Here is a 12,811-nt window from a genome sequence, read left to right on the forward strand (position 1 = left end):
CGCGGCCGCCATGCGCCGCGCGAGCGTGTCACGCCGTCGTCACGCTATCGTGTCGACCACGCCGCCATCGACGCGCAATGCCGCGCCCGTCGTCGCCGAGGCCTGCGGCGAGCACACGTACACAACGAGATTCGCGACTTCCTCCGTCGTCGCCGGCCGCTGGATGATCGAGCTCGCGCGCTCGCTGCGCACGAAATCGACCGCGACGTCGTCGATGCTGCGGCCCGTGGCGTCGGCCGTTTCCTTCAGCAGCGCCCGCACGCCTTCCGACATCGTCGGCCCCGGCAGCACCGAATTGACCGTCACGCGCGTCCCGGCCGCGAGTTTCGCGAGGCCGCGCGCGATCGCGAGCTGCGCGGTTTTCGTGAACCCGTAGTGAATCATGTCGACCGGGATGTTCAGCCCGGACTCCGACGAAACGAACACGATGCGGCCCGTGTTCCGCGCGAGCATCCCCTTCAGGTAGTGCCGCGCGAGACGCACGCCCGACATCACGTTCATCTGGAAGTAGTGGGCCCATTCGTCGTCGTCGATGTCGAAGAACGCCTTCAGCCCGTAGATGCCCGCGTTGTTGACGAGGATGTCGGCCTCCGGCGTGTGCTGCGTGATGCGCGCGACGCCGGCGGCGTCGGACAGGTCGGCCGCGACGCCGTCGAGGTCCGCGCCGGGTACGGCGCTGCGCAGCTGCGCGAGCGCGGCGTCGACCGACTTGTCGCTGCGTCCGTTGACGACGACGCGCGCGCCCGCCTGCGCAAGCCCTTCGGCGATCGCCAGCCCGATGCCGGCGGTGGAAGCGGTGACGACCGCGGTCTTGCCTGTCAGATCGATGTGCATGAGTGTACCGGTTGGAAGAGGGAACGGAACCCGCCGGGCGTGCCGCGGCGGCCGGAATTCAAAGCTTAGGCGATCCGGCCGCGAAGCGTCGGGTCGCGGTTGCATCGCGCCGCGCAGTCTTGTACGGTGTGCGTTCGCCATCCGATCCGGGAGCCCGTCGCGTGAGCCGTTCCGCCAACCCCTGCGCCATGCCGTCGCCGTTCTGGCGAGACGCCGCGCTGCCGTTCATCGAGGCACGCACCGTCGACGACGGTCGGACGATCTGCTACGCGAAGCACACGCACGACACGTTTTCGCTCGGCGCGATCGTCGGCGGCACGAGCACCTACCTGAACGGCGCGACGAAGGAGCACGTCGGGCGCGGCGTGCTCGTGATCATCGATCCGGAGCAGGTGCATGCGTGCAATCCGTACGGCCCCGACGCATGGGCGTACCGGATGGTCTACGTGGACGTGCCGTGGCTCACCCGCCTGCAGCATTCGCTCGGGCGCGACCCGAACCGCGATTTTCACGGCTTTTCGCCGAAGTTGACGGAACGGCGCGACCTGTTCGCACGGTTCGGCGGCTTTTACCGCACGCTCGTGGCGCCCGGCGTCGATCCGCTCGGCAAGGAGAGCGCGGCGGTCGAGTTCTTCACACGGCTGCACGGCGCGCTCGATCGCGAGCTGCCCGACGCCGCCCGGCGCGGGGCCGACAACGCGAAGCTCGCGCGCGCGGCCGACTACATCGCCGCGCATTGCCGTCAGGCCGTCTCGCTCGATGCGATCTGCGCGGCCGCCGACCTGTCGCCGTCCTACCTGATCCGCGCGTTCAACGCCCGCTACGGGATGACGCCGCATGCGTTCCTGATCGACCGCCGCGTGCAGTACGGGCGGGCCGAGTTGCGCCGCGGCCGGCCGATCGCCGACGTCGCGCTCGATGCGGGCTTCGCGGACCAGGCGCATTTCCAGCGCGCATTCCGGCGCATCGCGGCCGCCACGCCGGGGCAGTATCGAAGCGCCGCGAGCTGACCGGCGAACCGTGGGGCGGTGCCGGCCTCGCGACCACACACCGAAACAATGGCGCTAAACGTCGAGCAGATAAAGCGCGCTGCCCGCGAGCAGCAGCGCCATCGCGCGATTGAACAGCCGCATCCGCCGCGCATTCGCGAGCCGGTGCCGCAGCGACGCACCCGCGTACGCCCAGCACGCGATCGACGCAAAGCAGATCACCAGATACAACGCCGCGAATTGCCACACCTGCGCGGGCTCGCCGTCGGCCGCATATGCGCCCATCGCAGCCACGCACGCGAGCCACGCCTTCGGATTCAGCCATTGCATCGCCGCGCCGGCCGCCGCCGACGGGCCGGCGACGTTCGGCGCAGCCGGATCGTCCGGATCGGCCGACAGCCGGCCGTCGTCGAGCGCGAGCCGCAGCGCGAGGTAAAGCAGGAACGCGATCCCCGACCACTGGGCGGCGGTGGTCAGCATCGGCCAGCGCGCGAGCGCCGCGTGCAGCCCGAGGCCGATCAGCAGGAACAGCGCGACGAAGCCGAGCGTCGCGCCGGCCGCATAGCGCAGGCTCGCGCCAAGGCCGTGGCGTGCGCCCGCGCTGAGCGCGACGATGTTGACGGGACCGGGCGTGATCGACGACGCCAGCGCGAACGCGGCCATCGAAACCAGCATGCTCATTGATTGCCTCCATGCGAATGTCAAAGTCGCATCGAGACTAAAGAAGCCGTGCGGGTCCGTATTGAAGAAAACTGCCCTCGGCGGCGCTGTCGGGATTCACGTCACGCTGAACCGGGCGCAGCGCTCACCGGCGACCGAAAGCCACTGGACGCTGGCGTTGCGGCCGAAGTCATCGAGTCTCGCGTCACGGACGGGCGGTGGTCGCGAGCGCGTCGAACGCGTCGGCTTCCGGAAGCTGGAGCCACGACTCCGGGCCTGCGTCGATTTCTTCGACCGTCAGCAGACAGGCATCGAGTTCGCGACGCAACCGGACGTGATCGATCGACTGCCCGATGAACACGATTTCCTGCCGGCAATCACCGGTCGGCTCTTGCCATTTTTGCAGCACGCCATCGCGCCGATAGTCGTCGTGCGGCCAGTCCGACCGAGAAACGAATCGCCACCATCGCCCCACGTAACCCCACTGGAACGCTCCGCCCGTCTGCACGAGCATGGCGATGTCCGCATATCGGTGCGCAGCCCAGACATATCCCTTGCAGCGAAGCAGTCGGCCGTTGGTCCAGGGGCGACGCAGCAACGCGAGCAGGCGCGCCGGATGAAACGGCGCACGTTCGCGATAGGTCCACGATGCGATCCCGTACGCATCCGATTCCGAGGGGCGCTCGTCGACCTGCATGCGTTGCATCCATCCCGGCGATTCGACGAGCGCCGGGAGATCGAAGCGCCGCGTATCCAGGACGTCTGACGGATCGACCTTGCCGTGCTGCATCGGCAGGATTCGCGCAGAGGGATTCAGCGACGCCAGAATGGCGCGCAGCCGGTCGAAACCCGCATGGCCGATCCGGTCGAGTCGGCTCACGAGAATCACGTTCGCGTATTCGACTTGTTCGATCAGCAGGTCCGACAGCTTGCGCGGCGGACCGGAATCGCTGCCGTTCGCGAGCGTGGCGTCGCGCGTGACCGGTTCGGCCGACGCGATCATGTCCTCGAACGTCTCGCCGTTGACCACCGTGACGAGCGTGTCCAGCCGCGCGAGCTCGCTGAGGCTGAAACCGTCCCGGTCGAGAAACGCGAACGTCTCCGCAACCGGCATCGGCTCCGAGATGCCGGTCGACTCGATCAGCAGATAATCGAAACGACGCTGCCGCGCCAGCGTGCTGATCTGCTCGAGCAGATCGGCGCGCAGCGTGCAGCAGATGCAGCCGTTGCTCATTTCGACCAGTTCGTCCTCGCCGCGATGCAGCTCGACGTTGCGCCGCACATCGTCGGCGTCGACGTTTACTTCGCTCATGTCGTTGACGATCACGGCGACCTTCAGGCCGGCGCGGTTGCGCAGGATGTGGTTCAGCAACGTCGTTTTCCCGGCGCCGAGGAAGCCGGACAGCACGGTGACCGGAATCCTCGGCGGCGCGGCGGCCGGCGCTCGCCGGTGTTCCGGCGTCGTCATGCGTTCTGCCCGGACGCGCGATCCAGGTAGCCTTCGAACAGGTCGACCACGACGTAGCCGTCGTCGGCGGCGTCGCCCCACAGATCCTTCACGCGGAACTCGACATGATAGGTCGGCTGATGCGCGGCGCCGGTGTCGCCGTGCCCGATCGCGTCCGGGAATGGCCACGATTCGGTCGTCCGGTGCAGCACGATGCCTTCCTTGCCGCGAACGTAGCCCGGCGCGCGGATGTGGCCGCTGACGTATTCGTCGCGCACGACGACGCGATCGCCGACCTCGAACCGCGTCGAGTCGGGCGGCGCCGCCCGGCCGCCGGATCGCGGCGGGTTCGCGAGCCGGAAATGCGAACCGAGCGCGCGGTCGAGTTCGTCCTGCGTGAGCACGCCGGTTTCGACGAGCAAGGTTGCGGTCGCGATCACGTAGCGCTCGTAGTAGCGCGTGCCGACGTGCTGGCGCACGTCGATGCGTTCGACTGCGTGACGTACCTCGTCGACGCTGAATTTTTTCAGTTGGTCCACGCCGACGAACATCAGGCTGTACGCGAGATGCTCCCAGTCTTCCTTGAAGACCGGCTTGTAGCCGAGACTGTTGATCGTGTGCGGCACCGGGCCGAAACCCTGGAATCCGCCGAGGTCGTGAAAGCCGTCCATATGAGGTGATCTCCGAGATGAAGGTCGAGAGCGAAACGGGGGGCGCGTCAGTGCGCGCGCGGCAGCGCAACGCCGATCAGCACGTCCTTCGTGACGAGCGTGCGCAGTTGTTCCTCGGTCATGTGCTCGCTGCCTGCCGGCCGCACGGGCAGCACGAGATAGCGGCTTTCGGCGGTCGTATCCCAGACCTTCACGACGACGTCGTCGGGCAGGTCGGTGCCGAGTTCCCGCAGCACCGTGCGCCCTTCGCGGACGAGCCGCGCACGATATTCGAAGCCCTTGTACCACTCGGGCGGCAACCCGAGCACCGGCCAGTTCGTGCATGAGCACAGGCTGCAGACGATCACGTTCTTCAGCGTCGGCGTGTCCTCGAGCGCGACGATGTATTCGCCCTGCGGGCCGGTGTAGCCGAACTGCGCACACGCGGCCGTGCCGTCCTTCAGCAGCAGTTCGCGAAATGCCGGGTCGACCCACGCACGCGCGACGATGCGCGCGCCGTTGGCCGGATCCCACGTCGTGGACATCAGCTCGGTCAGGCCTTCGATATAGCCGTCGGGGATCAGGTTCTTTTCTTTCATCACGCGAAACAGCGCCCAGGCACGTTCGCCGGGCGTCGAGGCTGTTTCCGCGGAAGGGGTCGCGCTCATCGTGGGGCTCCTTATGGTGGTTCGGGTTGACCGCCGCCGTGGCGTTGCGGCTGCCGTGGCGGGGTGCAAAGGCGTGGTGTCGGCCACGCTCGACGAGCAGGGTAAGAAGAGAAAAAGCGCGGTTCTTTGCCGGCACGGATCGGAAACTATGCTGAGACGGCCCCGCGCGCGCGGCAGGGGCCGGCGCGCATCGGATGCACGGCGATTCGCGGCATCGACGGGGCGCCCGGCTCGCGACGGCGGTCGCCCGCGCACGTTTTGCGACCGCCGTATGGCACTGGCAGCACAGGTCCGCCACAGCCAATTTCTTGTTCCGCCGGAAAACAGAAATGCGGATTTTGCCTTTCTATTCTCACCCTCAAGCGACGGCCGTTCGATGTCGCGAATCGCCGGCACTCCCGCGAGTACCGGCGGAACAACAGTCAGCCAGCACCCCGCGATTTGATCGTCCGGAAACGGTTCCCGTTCGTCGTACGTCGAGCGTGGCGGTGTCTGCGCATCCAGGTGAGGAGCATGATGGACAACGGCAACAGAATGAAACTGAAGCGAATCGCGCGCTGGATCGGCTTGTCGCTGATGGTCGTCGCATCGCATTACGCGGGCGCGGTCGAGGTCGATCCCGGCGACTACGAGCAGTATCCGGTCGGCGCGACGATCGGCGTGCTGTACTACAACTATTCGGCGACGAACGCGTACTATGCGAACGGCCACCGGACGTCGGATTTCGACCTGCAGTCCAATGTCGGCATCGCCCGTCTGCTGCATGTGTTCCAGCTCACCGACAGGCTCACGATCGATCCGCAGGTGTTGCTGCCGTTCGGTCACGTCAGCAGCTTCGGCAACGCCGGAACGCTTGGTAGTACGAACGGTGTCGGCGACGTGATCCTGACCGCGCCGTTGAAATTCCGCCTGAACGACGCGAAGGACGTCGTCGCCGCGACGGTCTACGTTTACGCGCCCACGGGGAGTTACGACCAGAACCGCGGTCTCAATCTCGGCGCCAACCGCTGGTCGCTCGATTTCCAGGCGGCCTACATCAAGCACTTTTCGCCGCACTGGTCGCTCGATCTCGTCGGCGACGCGATCTGGTACGGCAACAACACGTCATACGGCGCGAGCGGCACGACGCTGCATCAGCGGATGAGCTACAGCGCACAGGCGATGGTGCGTTACATGCCCGATCCGGGCACGTCGCTCGGGATCGGCGTCACCCAGCTCTGGGGCGGTGAAACGAGCGTCGGCGGCGCGGACAACAACGACGCGCTTCGCACGACGCGCATGCGGATCACCGCGGCGAAATTCGTGACGAAGGCCGATCAGGTGCAAATCCAGCTCGGCACCGACCTGAGCGTGCGCAACGGCCCGAAGAACAGCCTGCTCGCCGGCCTGCGTTACGCGCACATCTTCTGACGACCCGCCTGCGCCGGGATACGCCCGGCGCAGGCCGCTCCTTGTCCCCCACGTCGAAACCTCGACATCCGATTCCCTTTCCAGAGAGGTCACGCATGGAATCCGCCATCGACAAACACCTGATCTGCCCGCGGACGCTGTCGCGCCGCGTCGCCGACGATTACCAGCCGCCGTTCCCGATGTACGTCGCCCGGGCCGCCGAAGACCTGAGCCAGGTCGTGATGGGCTATTTCGGCGTGCAATATCGCGGCGCCGACAAGCGCGCCACGGCACTGGCCGCGTTGCGCCGGATCGTCGCCGATTTCGGTGCGCAGGACGGGCCGAACAACTTCGATCTGACGCAACACACCGACGACCAGGGCTACGAGAACCTGATTGCCGTCGGCTACTGGCGCGATCCGGCCGCGTATGCGCGCTGGATCGCGTCGCCGGCACTCGTCGAATGGTGGGCCTCCGACGCGCGCCTCGCGGACGGGATCGGCTACTTCCGGGAAATCGTCGCGCCGCGCGCCGAGCAGTTCGAGACGCTTTACGCATTCACGAGCGATTTCCCGGGCGTCGGCGCGATCATGGACGGCGTCAGCGGCGAGATCGAGGAGCACGGCTACTGGGGATCGATGCGCGACCGGTTCCCGATCTCGCAGACGGACTGGATGCGCGCGGACGGCGAGCTGCGCATCGTCGAGGGCGATCCGGCCCGAGGTGGCCGCGTGGTCGTACTGGCCCACGACAACATCGCGCTGATTCGATCCGGTCAGGACTGGCGTGCGGCCGAGCACGACGAGCGCCGACTGTATCTCGAGGAGATCGAGCCGACGCTGCGCAGCGGAATGGAATTCCTGCGCGACAACGGCACGGACGTCGGCTGCTACAGCAATCGCTACGTGCGCTCGATCGATCTCGACGGCAACGTGCTCGACGAGAGCTACAACATCGGCCACTGGCGCTCGCTCGACCGCCTCGAGCGCTGGGCCGAATCCCATCCGACGCACCTGCGGATCTTCGTCACGTTCTTCCGCGTCGTCACCGGGCTGTCGAAACTGCGGCTGTATCACGAGGTTTCCGTCTTCGACGCCAGGCATCAGGTCTACGAATACGTGAACTGCCAACCGCGCACGGGGCTGATGCGCGACGCCGTCGCCATCGCCCGCTGAATCCCGCCGGCACCGCCGGGGGCCGGCGGTGCCGCTTACCGAACTGGAGAACGTCGATGGCCATCAAACGCCCGACCCGCGAACAACTGTCCGACATTGCAGCCGGTTTCGGCTTTCATGTCGATTCCCGCCAACTCGCCGAATACGACGAGGCGCTGCAGGCGAACTTCGACGCGTACGACGCGATCGACGCGCTGCCCGACTATCTGCCCGTCGTCGCGTATCCTCGCACGCCCGGCTACCGCCCGGAAGGCGACGAGAACCGGTACGGCGCGTGGGCGCGCAAGAGCACGATCCACGGCGCCGCCGACGGCAAGCTGCGCGGCAAGACGGTGGCCGTGAAAGACAACATCTGCGTCGCCGGCGTGCCGATGCGCAATGGCGCGAGCACGTTCGAGGGCTACGTGCCCGATATCGATGCGACCGTCGTCACGCGCGTGCTCGACGCCGGCGGCACGATCGCCGGCAAGGCGACCTGCGAGTACTACTGTTTTTCCGGCGGCTCGCACACGAGCGCGTCGGGGCCCGTGCACAATCCGCGCAAGGCCGGGCACTCGTCCGGCGGCTCGTCGTCCGGCAGCGGCGCGCTGGTCGCGAGCGGCGAGGTCGACATGGCGCTCGGCGGCGACCAGGGCGGTTCGGTCAGGATCCCGTCCGCCTATTGCGGCGTCTACGGGATGAAGCCGACGCACGGGCTCGTGCCCTACACCGGCGCGATGCCGATCGAGGCGACCGTCGATCATCTGGGGCCGATGACGAGCACCGTGCTCGACAACGCGCTGCTGCTCGCTGTCATCGCGGGCGACGACGGGCTCGATCCGCGCCAGCGGGCGTTGCCGCCGCGCACCGACTATCTCGGAGGGATCCGCGACGGCATCGCAGGCCTGCGGATCGGCATTCTGCGCGAGGCGTTCGGGCTCGCGAATTCGGAGAAAGTGGTCGACGAGGCCGTGCTGGTCGCCGCGCACCGGTTGCGCAAGCTGGGCGCGAGCGTCGAAGAGGTGTCGGTGCCGCTGCATGCGGCCGGCACCGCGATCTGGCTGCCGATCGCGGCCGAGGGGGCGACGCAGCAGATGATGAAGGGCAACAGCCACGGTTTCAACTGGGGCGGCCTGTACGTGACCGGCATGATCGATCATCACGCGGGCTGGCGCGAGCGCGCCGACGAATTGCCGGATACCGTGAAGGTGACGATGCTGCTCGGCGAATATTTCACGAGCCGGTATCGCGGGCGCTACTACGCGAAGTGCCAGAACCTCGCGCGGCGCTTGCGATCGGCTTACGACGCGGCGCTGCAGTCGTACGACGTATTGGTGATGCCGACCGTTCCGATGCGCGCGTCGAAACTGCCGGAGCCCGGTTGCGCGATGTCCGAGTCGCTGACGCGGGCGTTCGAGATGCTCGCGAATACCGCGCCGTTCGACGTGTCCGGGCATCCGGCCATGTCGCTGCCGTGCGGGGTGGCCGACGAACTGCCGATCGGGCTGCAACTGGTCGGGCGCCGCTTCGACGAGGCGACGCTCTACCGCTGCGCATACGCGTACGAACAGTCTTCCGACTGGCGGCAGACGACATTCGCATGACATGTCCGGAGCGGTAGCGCATCGCCGCCGCGCCGCGTGCCGGTCCGACCGGCAACGCGGCGTACACGGCGATCGATTGGACAATGCGCTTTTGAACGGGCACGCTACCGGCTGCGTGTTTGCTAACCCATGTGGGGCACGACCATGACGATGCGTCCTATCGCGCGCGCCGCAAGCGGCGACGCGCCCGGCCCGGCGTCCGACAGCCCGCCGGATGAGCGGACGAATTCGGCCATCGAGGTGGCGACCGAAGGCTCGCTCAGCCAGCGTATCGAATTCTGGCGCGAGACGATTCTGCGCCTGTTCGCGGACGTGCAGATCGCGGCCGTGCAGAAAGACGATTTCTTCGGCCAGGTGCGACAGCGCAAATGCGAAAAGATGCGAATCTCGGAAATCCACGCGAGCGAGCAGGCCGTGATCCGGCGGTATCGGCAGGCGCGCAGCGAGTATGAGGACAAGTATTTCGGCGTGTTGATGCTCGAGGGCAGCCAATCGGTCGAGCAGGACGGCAAGATCGTCACGCTGCACCCCGGGGATTTCGCGATCTACGACGCGACACGGCCGCACCACCTGCAGTTCGGCCAGTCGTGGCGCGAGATCGTCGTCAGCATTCCCCGCACGACGCTGAACCAGCTCGTCGTCGGGATGGAACACCGCACGGCCAGCCCGACGCAAACCGGCGAGGGCGTCGGCAGCGTCATGCGCGCGTTTCTCGAGCAGATGTCGTCGCAGATCGGTAGCGTGACCGAGGACGAGATGCGGCAGTTGTCGGATACCGCGATCTCGCTGATCGCGATGACGCTCGGGGGCATGCAGCGCAACGACCTCGCGCAGTCGAGGATGAAGGCGTTGACGCTGACGCGTGTGAAGCGGCATCTGCTCGAGCACCTGCACGACCCGGAGCTGAACCCGCTGATGATCGAGCGGTCGATCGGGATTTCGTCGCGGTACATCAACAAGCTGTTCGAGGCCGAGAACACGTCGCTGATGCGTTACGTATGGAACCTGCGGCTCGAACGGTGCGCGCAGGATCTCGTGAATCCGCAATGCGCGGTGCTGCGCGTGTCCGACATCGCGTTGCGCTGGGGATTCAACGACATGTCGCATTTCAGTCGCGTGTTTCGCGAGCGGTTCGCGATGTCGCCGCGGGCGTGGCGCGAGCAGGGCAGCAAGCCACGCGCGTGACGCGTCCCGGGCCGCGTCCGTGGCGGGCACGCGCCGATCGGTAGCGGCGGGATATCGACAGGCGCGGCTGCCGTCAATGCATCGCGCGCGGCGCGTGGACCGGCCGCAGCGCGTGCGGGTCGCCGGCGTCGGCCGCGCGCAGCGGGCCGCTGCCTCCCGGTTGCGTCGACACCGAGAAGCCGAACGTATTGACGCCGCCCGCGCATGCGACGAACACGCTGCCGCCGTGCATCTCCGCGACGGCCTTGACGATCGACAGCCCGAGCCCGTGATTCTCCTTGCTGTTCGCGCGCGCTTCCTCGAGCCGGTAGAAGCGCTCGAACACGTGCGCGCGCTGCACCGGGTCGATCGGCTCGCCGGGGTTGGCGACCGACACGTCGACGAGCGTATCGCGCGGCGTGATCGTCACGTTCAGCGTTGCGCCAGGCGCCGAATGCTGGATCGCGTTGATCAGCAGGTTGGTCATCGCGCGGCGGAACAGCGACGGGTCGACGGCCGCGCGCGCATCGCCGTGCAGTTCGGCGCGCAACTGCGCTTCGTCGAGCGGAATCTCGAGGAAGTCGAGCATGCGGCGCACTTCGTCGGCGAGCGACACGTGCTTCAGGTCGGTCGCGCGTTCGCCGCGATCGCTGCGCGACAGGAACAGCATGTCGTTGATGATCACGCGCAACCGTTCGAATTCCTCGAGGTTCGACTGCAGCGTCTGGCGCATCCGGTCGACCGAGCGGTCGCGGCTCGTCAGCGCGACCTGGGTCTGTCCGATCAGGATGCTGATCGGCGTGCGCAGCTCGTGCGCGACGTCCGCATTGAACGCCTCGAGCCGCGCGTAGGTCTGCTGGATGCGTTCGAGCGCGCCGTTGAACGACGCGGCGAGATCGCGCAGCTCGGTCGGCAGCGCGTCGGTGTGCAGCCGCTGGCGGCGGTCGGTGGCGCCGATGGCCGCGGCGTCCTGCGACATCCGTTCGAGCGGCGCGAGCCCGAAGCGTGCGACCGCGCGGCTCAGCAGCAGCGTGATGACGGTGGCGATCGCGATCAGCGCAGCGAGTGTCCACGCGAAACGACGCAGCATGCGCTGCGTGCGCTCGCACGACGACGCGACGATCAGCTTCAGGTCGGGGCGCTCGCCGCTGCCTGCGATCGGGACGGTCTTCGTCATCACGTCGTAGCTGCTGTGGTTCAGCGCGTACTGCTGGAACGCGCCGAACGGTTCGCCGACGGGCACGCCGTCGACCGGACGGCCGAAGCGGAAGTCGGCGTCGGGGCTGTCGACCTGGTAGCGCGTCGACCCGTCGGGCGGTTCGAGGTCGGCGAGCTTTTCCTGCATCAGGCGGCCGCGCGCGGCCGTGGTCGCGTGCGACACGATCATCTGCGCGACCTTCGCGCGCGTGTCGATCGTCGCACGCAGTTCGGCGAGCAGCTGGCGCTCCATCATCACGAACAGCCCGCAGCCGACCAGCGTGAACACGAGCAGCGACACGATGCCGAACATTGCCGACAGGCGCAGGGTGATCGAGCGTTTCATGCGTGCCGCTCCGCGTCGCCGTCCTCGCGCGCCTCGAGCACGTAGCCCATGCCGCGGATCGTATGCAGCAGCTTCTCCGCGAACGGGCCGTCGAGTTTCGCGCGCAGGCGCTTGATCGCCGTCTCGACGACGTTCGCGTTGCTGTCGAAGTTCACGTCCCACACGAGTTCGGCAATCGTCGTTTTCGACAGCACCTCGCCGCTGCGCCGCGCAAGCACGCCGAGCAGCTGGAATTCCTGCGCGGTCAGGTCGAGGCGTGTGCCGTCGCGGGTCGCGCGCCGGCCGATCAGGTCGACGCGCAGGTCGCCGATCGAGATCAGCGTCGATTCCTGCACGCGCGCGCGGCGCGTCAGCGCGCGCAGCCGCTCGATCAGCTCGAGGAACGAGAAGGGCTTGGTCAGGTAGTCGTCGGCGCCGCCGCGCAAGCCCCGCACGCGATCGTCGACGCGGTCGCGCGCGGTCAGCATGATCACGGGCGTCTGCTTTTGCGCGCGCAACGCGCGCAGCACGCCGAAGCCGTCGAGCTTCGGCAGCATCACGTCGAGCACGACCACGTCGTAGTCGAATTCGACGGCCTTCCACGCGCCGTCTTCGCCGTCGAGCGCGGTGTCGACGACCCAGCCTTCCTCGCTCAGGCCGCTCTTCAGGTATTCGACGACTTTCGGTTCGTCTTCGACGATCAGGACTTTCATGGGTGGGTCCGCGTAAC

Annotated in this window: 12 protein-coding genes; 5 read left to right on the forward strand and 7 right to left on the reverse strand. The window is 67.3% G+C overall.

Features of this window, described 5'->3' with window-relative positions:
* Window positions 1-39: 39 nt before the first annotated feature.
* A complete protein-coding gene (locus DIE17_RS00920) occupies window positions 40-834 on the reverse strand; it encodes an SDR family NAD(P)-dependent oxidoreductase (RefSeq protein ID WP_124920541.1) in 795 nt (264 codons plus the stop codon).
* Window positions 835-995: 161 nt separating this feature from the next.
* On the opposite strand from DIE17_RS00920, the gene DIE17_RS00925 reads away from it, so the two are divergent.
* A complete protein-coding gene (locus tag DIE17_RS00925) occupies window positions 996-1,844 on the forward strand; it encodes an AraC family transcriptional regulator (protein ID WP_124665851.1) in 849 nt (282 codons plus the stop codon).
* Between the two features lie 54 nt (window positions 1,845-1,898).
* Here DIE17_RS00925 and DIE17_RS00930 read toward each other — a convergent pair whose 3' ends face one another.
* The 4 genes from DIE17_RS00930 to nthA all read right to left on the reverse strand — a co-directional run bounded on the left by DIE17_RS00930 (window position 1,899) and on the right by nthA (window position 5,248).
* Window positions 1,899-2,504, reverse strand: coding sequence for a LysE family translocator (locus DIE17_RS00930; RefSeq protein WP_124920542.1), 606 nt, complete (start codon window positions 2,502-2,504; stop codon window positions 1,899-1,901).
* 184 nt (window positions 2,505-2,688) lie between these two features.
* Complete coding sequence (locus DIE17_RS00935) at window positions 2,689-3,951, reverse strand: GTP-binding protein (protein WP_124920543.1); 1,263 nt, start codon at window positions 3,949-3,951, stop codon at window positions 2,689-2,691.
* Window positions 3,948-4,601 (reverse strand): nitrile hydratase subunit beta, encoded by a 654-nt coding sequence (gene nthB / locus DIE17_RS00940; protein ID WP_044843016.1) that lies wholly within the window; start codon window positions 4,599-4,601, stop codon window positions 3,948-3,950. Before nthB ends, DIE17_RS00935 begins: the two co-directional genes overlap by 4 nt.
* Before the next feature lie 47 nt (window positions 4,602-4,648).
* Window positions 4,649-5,248 (reverse strand): nitrile hydratase subunit alpha, encoded by a 600-nt coding sequence (gene nthA / locus DIE17_RS00945; RefSeq protein ID WP_124891633.1) that lies wholly within the window; start codon window positions 5,246-5,248, stop codon window positions 4,649-4,651.
* Window positions 5,249-5,761: 513 nt separating this feature from the next.
* Between nthA and DIE17_RS00950 the strand changes: the two genes are divergently transcribed.
* The 4 genes from DIE17_RS00950 (at window position 5,762) to DIE17_RS00965 (ending at window position 10,580) form a co-directional block, all read left to right on the forward strand.
* Window positions 5,762-6,658, forward strand: a complete 897-nt coding sequence (locus DIE17_RS00950; RefSeq protein WP_124920544.1) for a transporter — start codon at window positions 5,762-5,764, stop codon at window positions 6,656-6,658.
* Window positions 6,659-6,753: 95 nt separating this feature from the next.
* Window positions 6,754-7,812, forward strand: coding sequence for a phenylacetaldoxime dehydratase family protein (locus DIE17_RS00955; RefSeq protein ID WP_124665855.1), 1,059 nt, complete (start codon window positions 6,754-6,756; stop codon window positions 7,810-7,812).
* A 56-nt stretch (window positions 7,813-7,868) separates the two neighbouring features.
* Window positions 7,869-9,395, forward strand: coding sequence for an amidase (locus DIE17_RS00960; protein WP_124920545.1), 1,527 nt, complete (start codon window positions 7,869-7,871; stop codon window positions 9,393-9,395).
* 144 nt (window positions 9,396-9,539) lie between these two features.
* On the forward strand, window positions 9,540-10,580 hold the full coding sequence (locus DIE17_RS00965) for a helix-turn-helix domain-containing protein (protein WP_044843148.1): 1,041 nt from the start codon (window positions 9,540-9,542) through the stop codon (window positions 10,578-10,580).
* Window positions 10,581-10,653: 73 nt separating this feature from the next.
* Here DIE17_RS00965 and DIE17_RS00970 read toward each other — a convergent pair whose 3' ends face one another.
* A complete protein-coding gene (locus DIE17_RS00970; RefSeq protein ID WP_124920546.1) occupies window positions 10,654-12,102 on the reverse strand; it encodes a heavy metal sensor histidine kinase in 1,449 nt (482 codons plus the stop codon).
* The gene (locus DIE17_RS00975) at window positions 12,099-12,794 is read right to left on the reverse strand and encodes a heavy metal response regulator transcription factor (RefSeq protein WP_044843022.1); all 696 of its coding nucleotides are present in this window, start codon (window positions 12,792-12,794) and stop codon (window positions 12,099-12,101) included. Before DIE17_RS00975 ends, DIE17_RS00970 begins: the two co-directional genes overlap by 4 nt.
* Between the last annotated feature and the right edge of the window lie 17 nt (window positions 12,795-12,811).

Source organism: Burkholderia sp. Bp9099, assembly GCF_003857805.1.
GTDB lineage: Bacteria > Pseudomonadota > Gammaproteobacteria > Burkholderiales > Burkholderiaceae > Burkholderia.